The 20,817-nt window shown below is 71.3% G+C and carries 15 protein-coding genes and 1 pseudogene; 11 read left to right on the forward strand and 5 right to left on the reverse strand.

What is annotated here, in order from left to right; translation table 11 throughout:
• The first annotated feature begins 160 nt into the window (after nt 1-160).
• A complete protein-coding gene (locus tag R6Y94_RS40945; RefSeq protein ID WP_318402316.1) occupies nt 161-1,219 on the forward strand; it encodes an SDR family oxidoreductase in 1,059 nt (352 codons plus the stop codon).
• On the opposite strand, the gene R6Y94_RS40950 is transcribed toward R6Y94_RS40945, so the two are convergent.
• Nucleotides 1,216-2,094, reverse strand: coding sequence for a DNA polymerase beta superfamily protein (locus tag R6Y94_RS40950; protein ID WP_318402318.1), 879 nt, complete (start codon nt 2,092-2,094; stop codon nt 1,216-1,218). The two genes, R6Y94_RS40945 and R6Y94_RS40950, sit on opposite strands and share 4 nt — an antisense overlap.
• Nucleotides 2,091-3,032: a DNA polymerase beta superfamily protein gene (locus tag R6Y94_RS40955; RefSeq protein WP_318402320.1), complete on the reverse strand. Its 942-nt coding sequence runs from the start codon at nt 3,030-3,032 to the stop codon at nt 2,091-2,093. The genes R6Y94_RS40950 and R6Y94_RS40955 overlap by 4 nt, the downstream gene beginning before the upstream one ends.
• A 283-nt stretch (nt 3,033-3,315) precedes the next feature.
• On the opposite strand from R6Y94_RS40955, the gene R6Y94_RS40960 reads away from it, so the two are divergent.
• From R6Y94_RS40960 to R6Y94_RS40990, 7 genes are all read left to right on the forward strand, one after another.
• Entirely contained in the window at nt 3,316-5,373 is a 2,058-nt protein-coding gene (locus R6Y94_RS40960; RefSeq protein ID WP_318402322.1) for a DNA topoisomerase IV subunit B, read from the forward strand.
• Between the two features lie 77 nt (nt 5,374-5,450).
• Nucleotides 5,451-7,976, forward strand: a complete 2,526-nt coding sequence (locus R6Y94_RS40965; RefSeq protein ID WP_318402323.1) for a DNA topoisomerase IV subunit A — start codon at nt 5,451-5,453, stop codon at nt 7,974-7,976.
• 195 nt (nt 7,977-8,171) lie between these two features.
• Entirely contained in the window at nt 8,172-10,691 is a 2,520-nt protein-coding gene (locus tag R6Y94_RS40970; RefSeq protein ID WP_318402324.1) for an alkaline phosphatase D family protein, read from the forward strand.
• Nucleotides 10,692-10,788: 97 nt separating this feature from the next.
• Nucleotides 10,789-12,426 (forward strand): DASS family sodium-coupled anion symporter, encoded by a 1,638-nt coding sequence (locus R6Y94_RS40975; protein ID WP_318402325.1) that lies wholly within the window; start codon nt 10,789-10,791, stop codon nt 12,424-12,426.
• Nucleotides 12,426-13,505, forward strand: a complete 1,080-nt coding sequence (locus R6Y94_RS40980) for a tartrate dehydrogenase (protein ID WP_318402327.1) — start codon at nt 12,426-12,428, stop codon at nt 13,503-13,505. The genes R6Y94_RS40975 and R6Y94_RS40980 overlap by 1 nt, the downstream gene beginning before the upstream one ends.
• A 420-nt stretch (nt 13,506-13,925) precedes the next feature.
• Nucleotides 13,926-14,732 (forward strand): SAM-dependent methyltransferase, encoded by an 807-nt coding sequence (locus R6Y94_RS40985; RefSeq protein ID WP_318402329.1) that lies wholly within the window; start codon nt 13,926-13,928, stop codon nt 14,730-14,732.
• A complete protein-coding gene (locus tag R6Y94_RS40990; RefSeq protein ID WP_412102990.1) occupies nt 14,644-15,249 on the forward strand; it encodes a class I SAM-dependent methyltransferase in 606 nt (201 codons plus the stop codon). The genes R6Y94_RS40985 and R6Y94_RS40990 overlap by 89 nt, the downstream gene beginning before the upstream one ends.
• A gap of 200 nt (nt 15,250-15,449) precedes the next feature.
• On the opposite strand, the gene R6Y94_RS40995 is transcribed toward R6Y94_RS40990, so the two are convergent.
• Together R6Y94_RS40995 and R6Y94_RS41000 are read right to left on the reverse strand one after the other, a co-directional pair.
• Entirely contained in the window at nt 15,450-16,109 is a 660-nt protein-coding gene (locus tag R6Y94_RS40995) for a hypothetical protein (protein ID WP_318402331.1), read from the reverse strand.
• 137 nt (nt 16,110-16,246) lie between these two features.
• Nucleotides 16,247-16,711 (reverse strand): YbaK/EbsC family protein, encoded by a 465-nt coding sequence (locus R6Y94_RS41000; protein WP_318402333.1) that lies wholly within the window; start codon nt 16,709-16,711, stop codon nt 16,247-16,249.
• A gap of 350 nt (nt 16,712-17,061) precedes the next feature.
• Here R6Y94_RS41000 and R6Y94_RS41005 point away from each other — a divergent pair, with 350 nt between their 5' ends.
• The 3 genes from R6Y94_RS41005 to R6Y94_RS41015 all read left to right on the forward strand — a co-directional run bounded on the left by R6Y94_RS41005 (nt 17,062) and on the right by R6Y94_RS41015 (nt 20,412).
• Nucleotides 17,062-17,256, forward strand: coding sequence for a DUF397 domain-containing protein (locus R6Y94_RS41005; RefSeq protein ID WP_318402334.1), 195 nt, complete (start codon nt 17,062-17,064; stop codon nt 17,254-17,256).
• Between the two features lie 117 nt (nt 17,257-17,373).
• Complete coding sequence (locus R6Y94_RS41010) at nt 17,374-18,453, forward strand: NADP-dependent oxidoreductase (RefSeq protein ID WP_318402336.1); 1,080 nt, start codon at nt 17,374-17,376, stop codon at nt 18,451-18,453.
• Nucleotides 18,454-18,810: 357 nt separating this feature from the next.
• On the forward strand, nt 18,811-20,412 hold the full coding sequence (locus tag R6Y94_RS41015) for a flavin monoamine oxidase family protein (RefSeq protein ID WP_318402338.1): 1,602 nt from the start codon (nt 18,811-18,813) through the stop codon (nt 20,410-20,412).
• A 100-nt stretch (nt 20,413-20,512) separates the two neighbouring features.
• On the opposite strand, the pseudogene R6Y94_RS41020 reads toward R6Y94_RS41015, so the two are convergent.
• Nucleotides 20,513-20,817: pseudogene (locus R6Y94_RS41020) on the reverse strand (hypothetical protein); the annotation flags it as partial.

Below are 20,817 nucleotides of genomic sequence, written 5' to 3' on the forward strand. Positions count from 1 at the left end.
ATCGTCGACATGTTAGCGCGGGTCGCCTCCACGCCCAGGGGCCACCGTCCCGCCCAGGCACGACTCCGCGCGTTGTGGCCCGGACCGGTGAGCGGCCATACTGACAGCCTTCCGCCGGTGCCGAGACCGATACGCGTTTCCGGCGTGGCGGTGCGGCAGCGTGCCGGGAAGGTCGGCGGCGAGCACAGGAGGTGGCGGCATCAGCGCCCGCAGGGTTCTCTTCGTCGGCGGCAGCGGGATCATCAGCTCCGCCTGTTCCCGGCTCGCCGTCGAGCACGGCATCGAGCTCACGGTGCTCAACCGGGGCACCACCACCCGACGACCGCTGCCGGCCGGGGTCACCGTGCTCCGGGCCGACATCCGCGATCCGGACGCGGTCCGGGCCGCCCTGGGCAGGCGGGAGTTCGACGCGGTGGTCGACTGGATCGCCTTCACCCCGGCACACGTACGGACCAGTGTGGAGCTGTTCCGGGACCGGACCGGCCAGTACGTCTTCATCAGCTCGGCGTCGGCCTACCAGACCCCGCCGGCCCGGCTGCCGATCGTGGAGTCGACACCGCTGCGGAACCCGTACTGGCGGTACTCGCGGGACAAGATCGCATGTGAGGACCTGCTCGTCCGGGCGTACCGCGAGGACGGCTTCCCGGCCACGATCGTGCGCCCGTCGCACACCTACGACCGGACCCTGGTGCCGTTCGACGGCGGCTGGACCGTGGTCGACCGGATGCGCCGGGGCAGGGAGATCGTCGTACACGGCGACGGCACATCACTGTGGACGCTCACCCACCACACGGACTTCGCCCGGGGATTCGTGCCGCTACTCGGGCATCCCGCCGCGATCGGTGACGTCTTCCACATCACCTCCGACGAGGCGCTCACCTGGAACCAGATCGCCGAGGCGCTGGCGGCGGCGGCCGGCGTACCGGCCCGGATCGTGCACGTGCCGTCGGACGCGATCGCGGCGGCGGATCCCGAGTGGGGTGCCGCGCTGCTCGGCGACAAGACGCACTCGATGGTCTTCGACAACACCAAGCTGCGCCGGCTGGTACCGGACTTCGTGGCGACCGTGCCGTTCGCGCAGGGCGCCCGGGAGATCGTCGACTGGCACGACGCCGACCCGGCGCGGCAGCGGGTCGACGCCCGGCTGGACGCGCTGCACGACCGTCTGGTCGAGACGTACCGGATCCGCGACCTGGTCCCGGCCGGCTCGGAGGACTAACGCCCGGGCACGGTGGCCAGCCGGATCCGGACCAGCAGGTCGTGCAGGGCCGGCTCCGCGGTCGGTCGTTCGGGGAGCCGGGACGCCTGCCCCGCCTCGTCCAGCGCGGCGTGCAGGGCCGTGAGGTCGGCGTCCAGCAGGTCGGCTCCGGGCGCGTCGGAGACCCCGGCGAGCAGGTCGTGCTCGCCGGCCGCCTTGGCCGCGACCAGCGTGCCGAGGTAGTCCGGCGCCTCCGGCAGCTCCGCCGCCAGGGTAGGCAGGTGGGCCACCAGCCGACCGGTCCGGATCAGGTGGATGCCGGTGAGCAGGGTCCGGAACGTGTAGAGCAGCGGCTTCAGCTCTCCGGTGCGGTCGAACAGCCGGCGCTGGGTGTGCGCGAAGCCCCGATAGTGGTGCGCGTGGTGCCGGGTGAGGCAGTCCGGCGCCAGCGCGACCAGTTCGGCGTGCGCCTCCCCGGTCAGCACGACGAGCGGGGAGAGGAGCTGCTCCAGTACGTAGCCGTTGCGCCGCAGCAGCAGGTGGCCGAACTTCGCCGCGTCGTGGGTGACCAGGTCGATCTCGACCCCGTCCCGGATCCAGCTCCGGCCCACCGTGGCCGGCCCGTGCCGCAGCCCGACCACTTCGGCGGCCGGCAGCAGGTGCACGCCGCGCAGGTCGACGTCGGAGTCCCGGGACGGAAAGCCGTACAGGTGCGCACCGGAGACGGTGGCGAAGAGCAGCGGATAGGGCTGGTCGGCCAGCACGTCGCGCAGCGCGGCCGGCTCCAGCCGGGTCAGGTCGGGCGCGGGTCCGCTCCGGCCGGTGCCTACCGTGTCGTCGGTCGTCCGGGTGCCTTCCGTGCCGTCGGTCGTCCGGGTGCCTTCCGAGCGTGTCATCCGAGTGCCTCCCGGGCGCTGCGGGCGCGTACCGAGTAGAGCCAGGCGTCCACCCGGGCCGTGTCGGGCACCGCCGGCAGCGGAGTGTGTGTCACGGCGTCGTCCAGGTCGGCGTGCAGGGCCAGCCGCCAGCGTTCCACCTCGGCCCACCCGACCTCGCCCCGGCGTACGGCCAGCAGCCGTTCGCGGTGCGGCCCCACGTCCAGTTCCAGCCGGCCGTGCCGGAGCAGGTCACCGGCGGCGATCAGCAGCCGGAGCAGGTGCATGACGTGCTTCCACCGGGGCTCGCCACGCTGCCGCAGATCCGCCTCCAGCTTCTTGAACTGACTCAGCACGTAGCCGGAATAGGTCTGGTAGGTGAGCTGGGACAGGAATGCCGGCCGCAGCTCCAGGAGTTCCTCGCCGACCGGGGTGACGGTGAGCACGGTGTGGGAGTGCAGCACCTCCAGCAGGTTCGGGTTCGCCTTCAGGGCCAGCTCGCAGAAGCGCTCCACCTCCCAGGAGAAGCGTTCCGGCTCGGGGCCGTCCAGGTGGCTGGGCGGCTTGGCCAGCGACCAGAAGGCGGTCGCGGGAGCGGCGTAGACACCACGGACGTCGGTATCCGATTCGTCGGTGGCCAGTCCGAAGGCGCGGGAGCCGACCACCGCGGCGTAGATGGTGTGCCGGGCGACCAGGCCGGGGCCATCGACCGCCGCCGTCCCCGCGTCGACCGCCAGGTTCTGCTGGTACGCCTTGCGCAGCGCGAGCTGCCCGCGCGGGCTGCGCAGCCGCCGCCCGTCGGTGAGCTGGACCAGGTAGCAGTCGTCGGCCGGGTCGTAGCCGAGCACCCGGCCGGTGGCGCCGCGCTGCACCCGTATTCCCGCCAGGTCGGCGGCGGTCTGCCGGAGCACCACCTGGGTCCCGTCGGGTAACCGGGGAGCAGTCGATCGCCTGGACATGGCGGACATCGTGCCGTACCGGAGATCCCGGCCGCATCCCAGATCACGCCGGCACCGCCGGCACCAGCCGTGCCAGGCGGGGCGCGGCGGGCCCCTCGAACAACTCCTGTCGTACCCGGCGGCGACAATCGGGTGATGTTCCTCGCCACGCGGCCCGGCCGGGTCGGACTATGTCGGTCCCCGGTCTGCCCAGTGGGTACGCTCGCTACCGGCGTGGGGCCCGCCCCGGCGCCCAGCCCGCCGACCAGCGGCACACGACCGGCGACTCTGGGAGTTCACCTCGTTGACTGCACAGCCTGAAATCCTGTATGGGGCCGATGACCTCACCCACCTCGAGGGTCTGGACGCGGTCCGGAAGCGGCCCGGCATGTACATCGGGTCGACCGACGGCCGTGGCGTGGGTCACCTGTTCAACGAGATCGTGGACAACTCCACCGACGAGGGCGTCGCCGGTCACGCGACCCGGGTCGAGGTCACCCTGCACGCCGACGGCTCGGTGCAGGTCGACGACGACGGCCGGGGGATCCCGACCGACGTGCATGCCAAGTCCGGGCTCTCCGGCGTCGAGCTGGTGCTGACCCGGCTGCACGCGGGCGGCAAGTTCGGCAACTCCGGCTACAAGACCTCCGGCGGCCTGCACGGGGTGGGCGCCTCGGCGGTCAACGCCCTCTCCCGGCGGTTCGACGTCACGGTGCGCCGGGACGGCAAGATCCACCAGATGTCGTTCCAGCACGGCGTACCGGGAATATTCGACGGGGCCGGCGCCGCGGCGACCTTCGCCGCGCACCCGGGGCTGCGCCTGCTGGGCAAGATGAAGCGGGGCGAGTCGACCGGCACGTCGATCCGCTACTGGCACGACGCGCGCTACTTCGAGACCGGGGCCACCCTCGACGTCGAGGCGGTCCGCACCAAGCTCCGGCACACCGCGTTCCTGGTGCCCGGCGTGACCTACGTGCTGCGGGACGCCACCGGCGGGGCGATCAGCGCCGAGACGTTCCACTTCCCGAACGGCCTGGCCGACATGGTCGACTACCTGGCGCCGGCCGCCGACAAGCCGGTCTCCGGCACCCTGCTGGTCACCGGCGAGGGCACCTACCGGGAGAACGCCGCCGACGCCAACGGCGTGATGCGCAGCAACGTCGAACGCCGGGCCGAGGTCGAGGTGGCGTTCCGCTGGGGCACCGGCTACGAGCGGACCGTCGAGTGCTTCACCAACACCATCCGCAACGTGCACGGCGGCACCCACCGCCGGGGCTTCGAGCGGGGCGCCACCCGAGCCCTGGTCGACGCGATCCGCAACGCCCGTGGCCTGCTCAAGCCGAAGGAGGACGCCCCGGTCCTGGACGACATCCTCGAGGGCCTCACCGCCGTCGTGCACGTCCGGATCCCGGAGCCGCAGTTCACCTCGCAGACCAAGGACGAGCTTTCCACCGCCCCGGTGACCAAGGTGGTGCAGACCGTCGTCGAGCAGCACATCAAGGCCTGGCTGGAGGACCGCAAGACCAAGGCCGAGGCGCGTACGGTGCTCCAGAAGATCGTCGACGCGGCCCGGGTCCGGCTGACCCAGAAGCAGCAGAAGGACGCCGCCCGGCGCAAGACCGCGCTGGAGGGCGCGGCGATGCCGCCGAAGCTGGTCGACTGCCGCTCCACCGGGGTCGAGCGCAGCGAGTTGTTCATCGTCGAGGGGGACAGCGCGCTCGGCACCGCCCGGCTGGCCCGCTCGTCGGAGTACCAGGCGTTGCTGCCGATCCGGGGCAAGATCCTCAATGTCCAGAAGGCGAGCCTCCAACAGGTGCTGGACAACGCCGAGTGCTCGGCGATCATCCAGGTACTCGGTGCGGGCTCCGGGCGCACCTTCGACCTGGCCTCGCTCCGGTACGGCCGCATCCTGATCATGGCCGACGCGGACGTGGACGGCTCGCACATCCGTACCCTGCTGATCACGCTCTTCGCCAAGTACATGCGGCCGGTGATCGAGGCGGGCCGGCTCTACGCCGCCGTGCCACCGCTGCACAAGATCAGCACCAAGGGGAAGAACCCGGAGACCCACTACACCTACACCCAGGCGGAGATGGTCGCCACCGTCGGCCGGCTGGAGAAGGCCAAGAAGCAGGTGGTCACCCCGATTCCCCGGTTCAAGGGTCTCGGCGAGATGGACGCCGACGAGCTCTGGGACACCACCATGAACCCGGCCAGCCGGATGGTCCGGCGGATCACCATGGACGACGCCGAGGCGGCCGAGCAGGTCCTCGAACTGCTGATGGGCGAGAAGGTCGAGCCCCGGAAGAACTGGCTGATCGACTCGGCGAACCGGGTCGACCAGGAGGCGATCGACGCCTGATCCGCCGGGCGGACAGGCACGCGGAACCGACAGCGGCCGGGGCACCGGCCGGGCGAGGGAAGAGAGCGCTCTAAGTCATGGCACGCCGTACGGGTAAGGGACCCAAGGTCGACCTGTCCTCCTTCGACCAGGCGGGGGCCCGGGTCCTCGACAACCCACTGGCCACCGAGGTCGAGGACTCCTACCTGGAGTACGCCTTCTCGGTGATCCACTCCCGCGCGCTCCCGGACGCGCGGGACGGCCTCAAGCCGGTGCACCGGCGGATCCTCTACTCGATGAGCGAGCAGGGGCACCGCCCCGATCGGGCGCACGTGAAGTCGGCCCGGGTCATCGGCGACGTGATGGGCAAGTTTCATCCTCACGGTGACGGGGCCATCTACGACGCGATGGTCCGGCTGGCCCAGGACTTCTCGCTGAACGCCCCACTCATCGACGGGCATGGAAACTTCGGGTCCCCGGACGACGGACCGGCGGCGGCGAGGTACACCGAGGCCCGGATGTCCCGCGAGGCGATGCTGCTGGTCGGCGAGCTGGGCGAGGGCACGGTCGACTTCAAGCCCAACTACGACGGCTCCCTGGCCGAGCCGACGGTGCTGCCGGCCGCGTTCCCGAACCTGCTGGTCAACGGCACCTCCGGGATCGCGGTCGGGATGGCGACCAACATGATCCCGCACAACCTCGGCGAGGTGGTCGCGGCGGCGCGTTGGCTGATCGACCACCCGGACGCCGACCTGGACAAGCTGATGGAGTTCGTGCCCGGTCCCGACCTGCCCACCGGTGGCCTGCTGCTGGGGCTGGACGAGGTGCGCAAGGCGTACGAGACGGGCCGGGGCGTGGTGCGGATGCGGGCCCGGGTGGAGACGGGTCCGCTGGAGGGGAGCCGGGGCCGGCAGGCGATCACCGTGGTCGAGCTGCCGTACGGGGTCGGCGCCGAGAAGATCATCGAGGCGATCACCGACGAGGTACGCGGCAAGCTGATCACCTCCGGCCCGCGCAAGGGGCAGCGGCAGGCGGCCCGGCTCCAGGGCATCGCCGACGTCAAGGACCTCACCGACCGGGAGAACGGCACCCGGCTGGTGATCGAGTGCAAGGTCGGGGTCAACCCGCAGGCGCTGCTGGCCGACCTCTACCGGCTCACCCCGCTGGAGCAGTCCTTCGGGGTCAACAACCTCGTCCTGGTGGACGGCCAGCCGCAGACCCTCGGGCTCAAGCGCCTGCTGGAGGTCTTCCTGGCCCACCGCTACGAGGTGGTGACCCGGCGTACGACGTTCCGCCGGCAGAAGCGGGCCGACCGGCTGCACCTGGTCGACGGACTGCTGATGGCGCTGCTCGACATCGACGAGGTGGTCCGGTTGATCCGGGCCAGCGAGAACGCCCAGGCGGCCAAGGACGGGCTGATGAGCCAGTTCGGGCTCTCCGAGATCCAGGCGACCTACATCCTGGACACCCCGCTGCGCCGGCTGACCAAGTTCGACCGGATCGAGCTGGAGGTGGAGCGGGAGCGGCTGCGTGACGAGATCGCCGCGCTGACCGAGATCCTGGAGGACGACCGGGTGCTCCGCAAGGTCGTCTCCGACGAGCTGGCCGCGGTGGTGGACGAGTTCGCCGCGAAGCGTCGTACCACGCTGATCGACGGGGACCTCAAGGAGGTGCTGGCGGCCTCGGCGCCGGCCGGGCCGCTGGAGGTCGCCGACGACCCGTGCCAGGTGATCCTCTCCGCCACCGGGCTGGTCGCCCGGACCGCCGCCGAGTCGGAGGAGGCCGCCGAGGGGCGGCGCCGCAACGGCCGGACAAAGCACGACGCGGTACGCGCGGTCGTGCACACCACCGCGCGGGGCCAGGTGCTGCTGGTGACCAGCGCGGGGCGGGCGTTCAAGACCGACGTACTGCCGCTGCCGGTGCTGCCGGAGCAGGCCGGCACGGTCTCGCTCTCCGGCGGGATGTCCACCGCCGAGCTGGTGCCGCTGGAGCCGGGGGAGTCGGTCGTCGGGTTGGCGCCGCTCGGCGAGCGCGGTGCCGGTTCGCCCGGCCTGGCGCTCGGCACCCGGCAGGGTGTGGTCAAGGTCTGCGCTCCCGACTGGCCGGTCCGGTCCGACGAGTTCGAGGTGATCGGGCTGCGCGACGGTGACGAGGTGGTCGGGGCGACCTGGCTCACCGACGGCGCGGAGACGCTCGCCTTCGTCACCTCGGACGCCTCGCTGCTGCGCTTCCCGGCCACGCTGGTCCGGCCGCAGGGTGTCAAGGGCGGCGGCATGGCCGGGATCAACCTCGGCTCCGGTGCCGAGGTGGTCTTCTTCGGCGCGGTCCGCACCGACGAGGCGGAGCACGGCGAGCCGATGGTGGTCACCTCCAGCGGCAGCGGTGTGAAGGTGACCCCGTTCGCGCTCTATCCGGCGAAGGGCCGGGCCACCGGCGGGGTACGCGCCCAGCGCTTCCTCAAGGGCGAGTCCAAGCTGGTCGTCGCCTGGATCGGGCCGCGACCGGTGGGCATCAGCAAGCGTGGCGAGCCGATGGCGCTGCCCGAGCCGGACCAGCGCCGGGACGGGTCCGGGGCGGCGATGTTCGGCCCGGACAAGGTGGGCCACCTGATCGAACGCGGCTGAGCCGTGACACTTCCGTCCCGGGTCTCGCCACAGCGAGGCCCGGGACGGGCACGTGTGCCGACGCGGGCAGGTGTGCCGACGGCCGATCCGCCATCCGGCGTACCGCCGGGCTTCACATGATCTTCAAGAGCTGGGCGACCGCCCTCTCCACACTGGCCGACGACATCGTCGGTGGTGAGGGCAGGTGCGGCAGCGATGAACGTCTTTCCGATCAGCAGGCGGCGGTTCCTGACGGTCGCCGGTGGCGCCGCCACGGTGGTGGCGGTGAGCCAACTCGTCGCCGAGCTGCCCGAGGCGTACGCGGCGGAGCTGGATGCCGCCCCGTTCACCCTCGGGGTCGCTTCCGGTGAGCCTCGGCACGACAGCGTGGTGCTCTGGACCCGGCTCGCCCCGGACCCGCTGGACGCGGTCGACGGCGGGATGCCGGCCGAGCCGGTGCGGGTGCGCTGGGAGGTGGCCCGGGACCCCGGGTTCCGGCACCTGGTCCGGACCGGTGAGGTGACCGCACTGCCCGAGTCCGCGCACGCGGTGCACGTGGTGGTGCCGCACCTGAGCCCGGACCGCTGGTACTGGTATCGCTTCCGGGTCGGCGAGGCAACCAGCCGGGTCGGGCGTACCCGGACGTTGCCGGCACCCGGCGCGAAGGTCGACCACCTGCGGTTCGCCTTCGCCTCCTGCCAGTCCTGGGCCGGCGGCCCGTACCCGGCCTACCGGGACATGGCCGAGCAGGAGCTGGACTTCGTGGTGCACCTCGGCGACTACATCTACGAGACCACCGACGGCAGCCTGACCGAGTTCCGCCGGCTGCACGCCCTCTACAAGACCTCGCCCGACCTGCGGGCCGCGCACGCCCGGTTCCCGTTCATCCTCACCTGGGACGACCACGAGGTGCAGAACAACTACGCCGGGCCGGTCGCCGGGGCGGCCGGGGACGGGCGGCCGTTCCTGGAACGCCGGGCGAACGGCTACCAGGCGTACCACGAGCACCTGCCGCTCCGCCCCGAGCAGCGGCCGGACGGGCCGGACATGCTGCTCTACCGCCGGTTCGACTTCGGCCGGCTGGCCCGGTTCAGCGTGCTGGACACCCGGCAGTACCGTAGCGACCAGGCCCTCGGCGACGGCCGCAAGGAGCCGACCGGCGAGGTCTTCGACCCGACCCGGACGATGACCGGCCCGGAGCAGGAGCGCTGGCTGCTGGACGGGCTGCGCCGGTCGAAGGCGCGCTGGAACGTGATCGCCCAGCAGACCATCATGGCCGCCTTCGACTACGACCTCGGACCCGGGCGGATCGTCAACCTGGACCAGTGGGACGGCTATCCGCCGGCCCGCTCCCGGATCCTCGACTTCGTCGCCCGGCACCGGATCTCGAACCCGGTCGTCCTCAGTGGAGACTGGCACACCCACTGGGTCAACGACCTGAAGTCCGACTTCGCCGACGCCCGGTCCCGGACCGTCGCCACCGAGTTCGTCGGCACGTCGATCTCCTCCGGTGCCGGCTGGGACGCGGACGTCCGGGCCGGGCTGGCCGCCAACCCGCACGTGCGGTTCTACAACGGCAGCTACCGGGGGTACGTGATCTGCGACGTCACCGAGCGGCGCTGGCGGGCCGACCTGCGGATCGTGCTGGACGCCCGTGACCCGGCCTCGCCGGCGTACACGATCGCGGCGTTCGAGGTGCGCGACGGGGTGCCGGGGGCGCGCCGGATCGACGCCGGGGACGGGATCGTCGGCCGGGTCGCCGACCAGGTCACCGGCGACCCACTGCCGAACGTCGAGGTGGCGGTCTTCCGCGCCGACGGCAGCCGGCTGGTGGCCAGCACGACCGATCCGTCCGGCGAGGTGCTGGCCTTCGCGCCGCCCGGCGACTACACCGTCAGTGTCAACGGGGTCGGCTACGAGCCGCTGACCCGGCAGGTCGCCGTCCGGGCCGGTACGCCGAGCCGGCTCGACCTGCGGCTGACCCGGGCGGCGACCCGGGCCGGAACGGGTCGGACGGTACCCGGGCCGCAGTCCTCGGCCGGCGTGACCGACCCGGTGCTCGGTAACGACCTGGTGGCGCTGGCCGTCTCGGCCGGTACGGACGACCCGCAGCTTGCCGGGGTGACGGTCGGCAAGCCGTTGGACTTCGCCGCCGTCGGCCACCTCGACCAGCTCGACTGGATCAACCTGCCGTACGCCTCGGCGGCCCAGCCGCGCGGCGGCAACGCCTGGCAGCAGCGCACCGTCCGGTCCACCGCCGTCGAGGTGCTGGACGGGCCGGTGGCGGCGGTCCGGGCCACCGGGGTCAGCACCGCCGTGCCGGACATCGCGGTGGTGACGACGTACAGCATCCGGCCGGGTGAGCCGTGGGTGGCGGTGGAGAGCGTCTTCCGCAACGGCGGGAGTGTGGCACGCACGTTCTGGATCGGGGACGCCCTCGACCACGACGGTGCCGGGCAGCGCAGCGGGGTACCGGGGCACGGCACCATCACCAGCGGCACCCCGGCCGACTATCCGCCGGCCGCGCCCTGGATCGGGATGACCGGCTCGGACCGGCAGACCTACGGGCTCTGCTACGAGGAGACCGGGTTCGTCGCGTACGCCGCGTACAACTGGGTGATGAGTCAGCGGCAGGTGACGCTGGAGCCGGGCGCGACGTTCACGCTGCGGCGGCGGATCGTGGCGCTGGACAACGGCGGGGCGGCCGACCCGTTCGCCGTACTCGAAAGGGTTTGACGGTCCTTTTCGCCGAATTCGGTTGTGAACCACCGGTCTGGCGGGAATGGGGGGAGTACCCCTGTCCCGGCACTTGAGCAGACCGATGGAGGTTGTCGTGGCCACCACCAGCGACAGCAGCGATAGCGCTCCGACGAAGGCTGATGTCGAGAACAAGACCGATGTGGACAAGGCGCTACTGGGCGGAAGCACCTATCGGAGCCTCGGGGAGCAGCGGCTCTCCCCGGCCGAGGAGCGCTTCGAGCGGGGCCGCCGGACCACCGGCCTCTGGCTCGCCCCGCTCGTCTCGGTGGTCTTCCTGGCGCTGCCGCTCGACATGCCCGGCAACCAGCAGACCCTGGCCGGCATCCTGCTCGGCGTCATCGTGCTCTGGGTCACCGAGCCCGTGCCGATTCCGGTCGGTGGGCTGCTCGGCGTCGCCGCCGTCGTCGTGCTCGGGGTGGCACCCGCCGACGACGTACTCGGGCCGTTCGGTTCGTCGACGGTCTTCACCTTCATCGGTGCGTTCATCCTGGCCCAGGCGATGCTCAAGCACGGGCTGGCGCGGCGGTTCGCGTTCCGGATGCTGTCGCTGCCCGGGGTCGGCCGGACCACCGGCCGGGTGGTCGTCACGTTCGGTCTGATCACCGCCCTGCTCTCCGCCTTCGTCTCGAACACCGCGACGGTGGCGATGCTGCTGCCGACCGCGCTGGGCATCCTCGCGGTGATCGCGAAGCTGCTGCAAGAGCGGGGTATCGCCCGGGCGGACTTCGACCCCACCCGGCTGCGGGTCGGCATCGCGCTGATGCTCATGCTCGCCTACGGCGCCAGCGTCGGCGGCCTGCTCACCCCGGTCGGCACCCCGCCGAACCTGATCGGACGGGACCTGATCGCGGAGGCGACCGGGGAGCGGATCTCGTTCACCGAGTGGATGGCGGTCGCCTTCCCGATCTGCGCGCTGATGTTCGTCGCCCTCGCCACGGTGCTGCTGCTGTTGAACAAGCCGGAGATCCGCCGGATCGACGGCGTCGCCGAGTACGTCGCCAGCGAGCGCGCCCAACTCGGCCGGCTCTCCAGGGCCGAGCGCAACACCCTGGTCGCCTTCACCGTCACGGTGGTGCTGTGGATCACCCCGGGCGTGGTGGCACTGGTCTGGGGCAGCGACTCCAGCCAGTACGAGTGGATCGGCGGGCGGCTCGACGAGGGAATCGTGGCGGTGTTCGGCGCCGCGCTGCTGTTCCTGCTCCCCACCGACTGGAAGAGCCGGTCGTTCACCCTCACCTGGTCGGACGCGGCCCGGATCGACTGGGGCACCATCCTGCTCTTCGGCACCGGCATCATCTTCGGCGCGCTGCTGGAGAGCAGCGGCCTGGCCAAGACGATCGGCGACGGCAGCGCCGACCTGTTCGGGCTGAGCAGCGCGGTCGCGATCACCGCGTTCGCCGTCCTGCTGGCCATCGTCATCTCCGAGACGACCAGCAACACCGCCTCGGCCGCCGTGGTGGTGCCGATCATCATCCCGGTGGCGGTGGCCGCCGGGATCAACCCGTTCGTACCGGCGCTGGCGGCCACCTTCGCCGCCTCGTTCGGCTTCATGCTGCCGGTCTCCACCCCGCAGAACGCGATCGTCTACGGCTCGGGCGTCGTACCGATCACCCGGATGATCCGCTCCGGGTTCTCCTTCGACATCCTGGGCGCGATCCTGATCATGCTGCTCCTGCCGCTGATGGTCGCGCTCGTCGGGTTGGGGGCGTGATGGCGGCCCCGGGGTCCGGCCCGGAGGTGCGGCGCATCGCGGTGATTCCCGGCGACGGCATCGGCGTCGAGGTGACCGAGGCGGCCCGACAGGTGCTCGACGCGGTGGCCCGGCGGCACCGGATCGCGCTGGCGTACGACGAATTCGACTGGTCCTGCCGGCGCTGTCTCACCGAGGGCGCCATGATGCCGGCCGACGGCCTCGACCGGCTGCGCTCGGCGGACGCGATCCTGCTCGGCGCGGTGGGCTGGCCGGGCGTACCGGACCACGTCTCGCTGTGGGGGCTGCTGATCCCGATCCGCCGGACGTTCCGGCAGTACGTCAACCTGCGCCCGATCCGGGTCTTCCCCGGAGTGCCCAGCCCGGTCCGGGACGCCCGGCCGGGCGCGGTCGACCTGGTGGTGGTCCGGGAGAACGTGGAGGGCGAGTACAGCGAGATCGGTGGTCGGTTCAACCGGGGATTTCCGGACGAGATGGCGGTGCAGGAGGCGGTCTTCACCCGGGCCGGGGTGACCCGGATCGTCGACTACGCGTTCGGGCTGGCCCGGACCCGCCGGTCGTACGTCACCTCGGCCACCAAGTCGAACGGGATCGTGCACACCATGCCGTTCTGGGACGAGGTGGTGGCCGAGCGGGCCGCCGAGCATCCCGACGTGCGGTGGGACGCCGAGCACATCGACGCGCTCGCCGCCAAGCTGGTGCTGCAACCCGACCGGTTCGACGTCATCGTCGGGTCCAACCTCTTCGGTGACATCCTCAGCGACCTCGCCGCGGCGGTGGCCGGCAGCATCGGGATCGCACCGTCGGCGAACCTGGATCCGACCGGTACCTTCCCGTCGATGTTCGAACCGGTGCACGGCTCGGCGCCGGACATCGCCGGTCAGGGCATCGCCAACCCGCTCGGCGCGGTCTGGTCGGCCGCGTTGATGCTCGACCACCTGGGATATCCGGCGGCTTCGGCCGAGGTGGTCACCGCGATCGAGGCGTGCCTGTCGGATCCGGCCACCCGGACCCGGGACCTGGCCGGCACCGCCACCACCAGGGAGGTGGTGAGCGCCCTGCTCGCCCGGCTCGACTGAGCCGGCGGTAGCTGCTCAGCAGACATGGCCCATGCCCAGAAAGGTGTCCACGACTTGGCACAGGGCCATATCGATGGGATCTGACTCGGCTTCAGTAGGGATGGTGTCCTACTGGCGGGTGTCTCGCTGTTCCCGCGCTCCCGGTGGTGGACTGGCCTGCTGCTGGTGGTCAGCCACGGACGGGCGGCACGCCGGTTACGCTGAGGCTCCCGCCATCCCTGGTGGGGACCCATTGATCATCGCCGTGGGCTGGACCGGTAGCGTCCCGGACCGTTCGGTGCCGATCGATGCTCTCGTGGGCCCCACGCAGTTGCCGTAGCTGGGCACCCAATTGGAGCCCGCCGTGCCGTCGGACCACCGCCCCACTTGCGTGACCGCCCCACTTGCGTCACCGCCCCTTCGGTGCGGAAGAATGCCCTCATGACCGAGGACCGGGAGTTCCCCTCAAGCTCCAAACTGGACACCACGGTTCCGCACTCGGCGCGGATCTGGAACTACTGGCTCGGCGGCAAGGATCACTTCGCGGTCGACCGGGCCGCCGGCGATGAGGTGATCGCACACATCCCGGACATCCCCATCGGGGCCAAGGCCGAGCGCGCGTTCCTCAAGCGCGTGGTCAGGTTTCTCGTCGAGGATGCCGGCATCCGTCAGTTCCTCGACGTCGGCACCGGGCTCCCCTCGGCGGACAACACCCACGAGGTCGCGCAGTCCCTCGACCCGCACTGCCGGGTGGTCTACATCGACAACGACCCGCTCGTCATGGCGCATGCACGTGCGCTCCTGACCAGCGCGCCGGGAGGCAGCTGCGACTACGTCGAAGCCGATCTACGGCAGCCGGACACGATACTCGCGTCCGCGCGGCAGACGCTCGACTTCTCGCAGCCGATCGGGCTCATGCTCCTCGGCGTCGTGAACCACCTCATGGACGACGACGTGGCGTACGGCTCCGTCGCGCAGCTGGTGCAGGCGATGCCCACCGGTAGCTACCTGGTGCTCACCCACTCCACCGCGGAAATCCACGGCGAGCCGATGCTGCGCGTGATGCGGGAAACCACCGAGCGCGGCGGCACGCCAATCCGCGCCAGGACGAAGACGGAACTCGAACGCTTCTTCGACGGCTTGGATCTGCTGGAGCCCGGTGTCGTTACATGCTCGCGCTGGCGCCCCGACCCGGAGTCCGACGAGCCGGAGGTCTACCTGTTCGGCGGCGTCGGCCGCATCGGCTGAGCTGAGCCTCTCGACGCCGGTCAGCCACGAGGGCAACCTATTCGCGGGCACGGGGGGTGTCCCTACTGCCCACCTGCACAAGCTGGGCGTCGACACGTTCGGCATCGACCTGTCACCCGCGATGATCGACCTGGCCCGGCGTGAGCACCCCGACCTGCGGTTCGAAGTGGGCTCGATGACGGACCTGCAACTCGCCGACGCTTCGATCGCCGCACTCCTCGCGTTCTGGTCGTTGATCCACATCCGCGACAACGTGGTCCCCACGGTGTTCGGCCACTTCCATCGGGTGTTGCGTCCCGGCGGACCGCTAATGCTCGGCTTTCACGTTGGCGACGAGTCGCGGTTGAAGACGCAGGGCTACGGCGGCCACCCGATGAAGGTCTACGTCCACCGCCGCCAGCCTGACCAAGTGGCCGCGTGGCTACGCGACGCCGGATTCACGGTCAAGGCCCAAATGGTTCTCGACCTCGACCAGAGCGTCCCAGGCGCGATCATCTTCGCATACCGCCAGCCCTAACCTCGGCTGCGATCCGGCCGGCGCCCGCGACATTCAATGAGACGACGTGCCACATCCGGCGCCACCACGCCACCTTCGATGAGACTTCACCCGAAGCCGTCTCACCGATGTTGTCGTCCTCCGGGTCAGCGCCCTTGCGCCGCGCCAACTCGGCTGGGACGGGACACTCGGCTTCAGTAACGACGGGATCGAACTCGGCTTCAGTAGTGGCGCCGGCGAGGGTACGCCGCGGCGAGCACGAAGCCCGCCAGCCCGATCCCGCCGCCAGCCCAGCCGAGCCATCCGGGGACCCTGCCGAGCGCCACGGAGCTGTCGGGCCGCGCGCCGAATCCGACGCTGGTGGCCCGGTCGCCCAGGATCCGCGCGTCCAGTGCGATCGGCTCGCTGGGCTCGGCGGAATACAGGACAGCGTCGTCTCGGAGCCGCTGGAGTTCCTCCCTCGACAAACGGATCGTGACGGGCGTTTCGGTGCCGTCGGAGGCCCAGGAGCCGTCGCACTCACGACTCTGCGTGCAGAAGAGCCTGGGGTTCATCTCGACCTGCCCCGGCTCGCCGTACCTCCAGACGTATTCGGGCCCGCCGCGCTCGAACCATCCCATGCACGCCAGCACGCCGACGGTCAGACCTATCCCGGCCAGGAGCAGCGCCCATCCGGGTGCGTCGCGGAAAGAAGCGATCCGGCCCTCAAGGTTGGCGATGACGAGTACGGGGATCACGAACACCCCGGCGAATCCCAGCATGGCGGCCAGCAGGATCATGCCGGCCAGCCGGGTCCCCGGGTCATCGAGAAGGACCCACACGATCAAGGATGCCGCCGCGACGAGCGGCAGGGTCCAGAGCGCCAGCCTCCGTTTTGACACGCCTCCATCTTGGCACCCAATCCCGTACGCGTCGCTCCTGTGTCGGGCAGGGGTACGAGGCACAGCCTCCGGTGCGCGGCCTCGCAGCAGCTCCAGCTCAATTGGTAACGCGGGCGACAACCGGCAGGGAGACGGGGTCAGCGCAGCGGTTCCGGCTCGGTGACGTCGGCGACCCGGCCGTCCAGGGCGGCGACGGCCGCGTCGGCCTCCAGCGCCACGGCGGTGCCCCGCTCGCCGGTGCCGAGCGTGATAGTGCGGCCCCGGATCCGTTCGTCCGCCACCACCGGCCACGCCGTGCGGGAGCCGAACGGGGTGATGGTGCCGCGCTCGTAGCCGGTCGCCGCCTTGGCCTCGTCGGCGTCCGGCAGGGCGAGCCGGTTGACCCCGAGCAGGGTACGCAGCTTCGGCCAGGAGATCACCCGGTCGCCGGGGACCAGGACGAAGACGAAGTCCTGCGCGCCCCGGCGTACCACGATGGTCTTCACCACGTCCGGGACCTCGACGCCGATCGCCTCAGCGGCCTCGGCGACGCTGCGGACCGGCCCGTGCCGGATCACCCGGTGCGGGATACCAGCCGAGGTGAGGGCGGCGATCGCGGACATGGCGTCACCGTACCCGCCGGCCGGGCGGTGTCGCGGCGGCTCCGGCGACGCGGGCCGCGACGAGCAGCAGAGCGGCGACCGTTCATGCAGGCGGGCGACCAGCGCCCTTGGGGCGAGATCAAGCCGGGAGTTGCGGCCCGGCGCACAAAGGCCCGCCCCGGACCGCTGCGGGGGGAGAGGGCAGCGACTTGGCGATGGACTGCGCGCGGCGTACGCGGATAGTCAGGTGGAAGCGCACATCGTCGAGCGGGCCGAGGACGTTGCTACCCTGGCGGGTAGATGGGAGAGAATCCGCAGTCACGCCCTCCCAAGCTCTGCCTCACTGGCACTGATCAAGGAAGCAGCCCAGCATGGATGTCCTGACCGGCGCCCACTGGCGCAAGAGCACCCGCAGTGGCAACAACGGCGGCGCATGTGTCGAGGTCGCCGACAACCTTTCCGGCGTCGTCCTGGTCCGCGACACCAAGGACCGTGACGGCGGCACTCTGGCCTTCGCCCCGGCGGCGTGGCGCGTGTTCGTCGGCGAGGTAGCCCGCCGGCCGTAGCCGCGCCAGAGGCACGTCAGTGCCCCGCACCCCGGACAGCCCGGGCGCGGGGCGCTGCGCCTTTGTCAGCCGACCGCGATTGCGTACCTACCAGGAGCACCGGAAGGAACAGCCCACATGTCGATCGAGGCCAGCAGCGGAGAGCCGGAGAACAGTGGCGGGGTCGGCTCCGCCGGCCCGGAGCTGACCGGTCGGGAGATCCGGCTCGCCGCCCGGCCGCACGGTGAACCCGGCCCGGAGAACTTCGCACTGGTCAGCACCACTGTGCCCGCTCCCGGACCGGGCCAGATCCTGGTGCGGAACACCTGGATGTCGGTCGACCCGTACATGCGGGGGCGGATGGACAACCGGAAGTCGTACATGCCGCCGTTCCGGGTCGGTGCCGCCCTGGACGGCGGGGCGATCGGCGAGGTCGTCGCCTCCGCAGCCCCGGCGGTACCGGTCGGGACGACCGTGTCGCATGTCCTCGGCTGGCGCGAGTACGCCGTACTCGACGCCGCCGCCGCGACCGTGGTCGACACCTCGGTCGCGCCGGCCGAGGCGTACCTCGGGGTGCTCGGCATGCCCGGGGTGACCGCGTACGTCGCGCTCACCGACACCGCTCCGGTCCGGCCCGGGGACGTGGTCTTCGTCTCCGCCGCCGCCGGTGCGGTGGGCTCGGTCGCCGGGCAGCTCGCCCGCAAGCTCGGCGCGGCCCGGGTGATCGGCTCGGCCGGCGGTCCGGAGAAGGCGAGGCGGCTGGTGGAGGAGTTCGGCTACGACGTGGCGATCGACTACCGGGCCGGTTCGATCGGTACGCAGTTGGCGGCGGCGGCGCCCGACGGGATCGACGTCTATCTGGACAACGTCGGCACCGACCATCTGGAGGCCGCCCTGGCCGCGCTGCACGTCGGTGGCCGGGTCGCGCTGGTCGGCGCGATCAGCGTCTACAACGCGACCGCGCCGGTGCCCGGCCCGACCAACCTGGTGCTGGCGCTGACCAAGCGGCTCAGCCTGCGCGGCATGCTGGTGACCGACCACCTGGACCGGTTCGCCGAGTACCTCCCGCTGGCGGCGGGCTGGCTGGCCGACGGCACGCTGCGGACCGCGACCACGGTCCGGGACGGGATCGAGGCGGCCCCGGGCGCCTTCCTGGAGATGCTCCGGGGCGGCAACGTCGGCAAGATGCTGGTGCGGCTCGCCGACCAGGTCCGTTAGCGACCGACCGCGCCGCGTCCCAATGCGGGGTCCGGGAGGCGGCGCGGTGCTGGCTGGACCGGACGTCCTCGACCCGTCCCCACCGGGGTCCACGATGGTCGGTGCGGGCGGAGGGTGAGGTAACCGGACGGACATGTCCGAACCGGTCGCTCGACCCCTCCGGCCTGCCCGGGCCGGTCCTGCCGGCGCCGGTCCGGAAACAAATCGGCAACCTTCTCTGTTCCGTCGCGGAAACACACCCCTTACAGACTCGGCGTCCCACGGATCTTCCTAGGGGGACGGCATGAGCGAAAGCGGTGGGCGATTCAGGCAGCTCGGGCTCCGTGGCCGTGCCGACGGGCGCGGCGAGGAGACGGCATGAACCAGCAGGACCAGTCCACAGTCAGCCGGCGGGGCTTTCTCCGCGCGGTCGGGGTCAGCGGCGGGGCGGGCGCGATGCTCGCCACGATGGGCGCGCTCGGGCTCGCCCCGACCGCCGCCTCGGCGGCACCGCCGTTCCGGGCACCGGCCCGCTCCGACTTCAGCCTGACCGGCCGGTCAGGCGCCCGAGTGGTGGTGCTCGGCGGCGGCGTCGCCGGCCTCGCCGTCGCGTACGAGCTGGGCAAGGCGGGGTACGACTGCACGGTGCTGGAGGCGCGCGCCCGGGCCGGTGGCCGGAACCTGACCGTCCGGGGCGGCGACGTGGAGACCGACCTCGACGGGCGTACCCAGCGGGCCAGGTTTTCCGACGGGGTCTACTTCAACGCCGGCCCGGGCCGGATCGCGCAGTGGATGGTCACCATGGACTACTGCCGCGAGCTTGGCGTACCGGTGGAGGTGTTCACCAACGCGAACGCGGACGCCTGGATCTACAACGAGTCGGCCGGGATGACCGCGCCGGTCCGCTACCGCACCGCCAAGGCGGACGTCTACGGGTACGTCTCCGAGCTGCTGGCCAAGGCGACCGACCAGGGAGCGCTGGACGACCGGCTGACCGGCGACGACAAGCAGCGGCTGCTCTCGTTCCTACAGAGCTACGGCGCGATCGGTGGGCGCACCAGCGGGTGGGCGTACACCGGTACCGGCCGGCGGGGTTACGCCAGCTATCCCGGCGCGGGCAACGACGCGGGCGTACCGCTGGGTGCCCCGCCGCCGCTGTCCGACGTCTTCGCCAGCAACGTCGGCCGGTACTTCTCCTTTGAACTGGGCTACGACCAGGCGATGCTGATGTTCCAGCCGGTCGGCGGGATGGACCAGATTCCCCGGGCCCTGGCGAAGGCGGTCGGCACGCACCGGATCCAGCTCGGCGCCGAGGTGACCGGGGTGACCGACCGGGACGGCAAGGTCGAGGTGACCTACCGGCGGGGTGGCCGGGAGCGTCTGGTCCGGGCCGACTTCTGCGTGGCGACACTGCCGCCGCACCTGATGGCCCGGATGCCGCACAACCTCGGCACCGACGTGACGGCGGCGCTCGGCAGTTTCCCGACCACCGCCTCCGGCAAGATCGGTCTGGAGTACCGGAGCCGCTGGTGGGAGCTTGACCAGCGAATCTACGGCGGTATCACGGAGACCGACCTCGACCTGTCGCACATCTGGTATCCGTCGCACGGCTTCCACGGCCGGCGGGGCCTGATCGTCGGCTACTACAACACCGGGGCGAACGCCCGGGCGTACAGCGCGCTGACCCCGGCGCAACGGCAGGAGCGGGCGGTCATGCAGGGCGTGAAGATCCACGGCGAGAAGTACCGCTCCGAGCTGGTGACGGCGTACTCGCACGCCTGGGACCGGACCCGCTACCTGGAGGGTGCCTGGACCTCGCCGCCGCACGGCACCGCCGGCTACGACCTGCTGCTCCGGCCGGCCGGTCGGGTCTACTTCGCCGGTGACTGGCTGAGCCACGAGGTGGCCTGGCAGCACGGTGCGTTCGTCTCGGCCCGCTCGGTGGTCACCGCGCTGCACCAGCGGGTGATGGCGGGCTGACGCCGTCACGTGGTTCAGCGGTTGGTCGACAGAGACGCCGCTGGCCGGGTCCCCGATGGTGGGGACCCGGCCAGCGGGTGTGTTCATGCTTGTTCGTTCGTTAGCTGTTGTTCCAGGTGTTGGCGACCAGGTCAGCAGCCTGGTCCTCCCACTGCGCGTACGCGTCCGGGTACGCCGACACCTGCACCTTCTGCGCCGCGGCAGTCAGCGGCAGGTCATGCCAACCGTCAACCTGACGCAGTCCCTTCAGGAACGCGGTGGTCGAGTACTCCGGATCGGTGATCTGCTCCGGCGTTCCCCAACCCGACGACGGACGCTGCTGGAACAGCCCCTGCGAATCGTGGTCGTTACGGTCACCCAGATGACCCAGGTTCTCCAGCTTCGACTCCTGAAGGCTGGTACCGA

The organism is Plantactinospora sp. KLBMP9567, assembly GCF_033446045.1.
GTDB lineage: Bacteria > Actinomycetota > Actinomycetes > Mycobacteriales > Micromonosporaceae > Plantactinospora.

What these genes read in the sequence shown, in the direction of transcription:
- R6Y94_RS40950 (WP_318402318.1), bottom strand. Translation starts at nt 2,094, where the DNA reads ATGACACGCTCGGAAGGCACCCGGACGACCGACGGCACGGAAGGCACC.
- R6Y94_RS40955 (WP_318402320.1), bottom strand. Translation starts at nt 3,032, where the DNA reads ATGTCCAGGCGATCGACTGCTCCCCGGTTACCCGACGGGACCCAGGTG.
- R6Y94_RS40965 (WP_318402323.1), top strand. Translation starts at nt 5,451, where the DNA reads ATGGCACGCCGTACGGGTAAGGGACCCAAGGTCGACCTGTCCTCCTTC.
- R6Y94_RS40970 (WP_318402324.1), top strand. Translation starts at nt 8,172, where the DNA reads ATGAACGTCTTTCCGATCAGCAGGCGGCGGTTCCTGACGGTCGCCGGT.
- R6Y94_RS40980 (WP_318402327.1), top strand. Translation starts at nt 12,426, where the DNA reads ATGGCGGCCCCGGGGTCCGGCCCGGAGGTGCGGCGCATCGCGGTGATT.
- R6Y94_RS40985 (WP_318402329.1), top strand. Translation starts at nt 13,926, where the DNA reads ATGACCGAGGACCGGGAGTTCCCCTCAAGCTCCAAACTGGACACCACG.
- R6Y94_RS41000 (WP_318402333.1), bottom strand. Translation starts at nt 16,711, where the DNA reads ATGTCCGCGATCGCCGCCCTCACCTCGGCTGGTATCCCGCACCGGGTG.
- R6Y94_RS41005 (WP_318402334.1), top strand. Translation starts at nt 17,062, where the DNA reads ATGGATGTCCTGACCGGCGCCCACTGGCGCAAGAGCACCCGCAGTGGC.
- R6Y94_RS41010 (WP_318402336.1), top strand. Translation starts at nt 17,374, where the DNA reads ATGTCGATCGAGGCCAGCAGCGGAGAGCCGGAGAACAGTGGCGGGGTC.
- R6Y94_RS41015 (WP_318402338.1), top strand. Translation starts at nt 18,811, where the DNA reads ATGAACCAGCAGGACCAGTCCACAGTCAGCCGGCGGGGCTTTCTCCGC.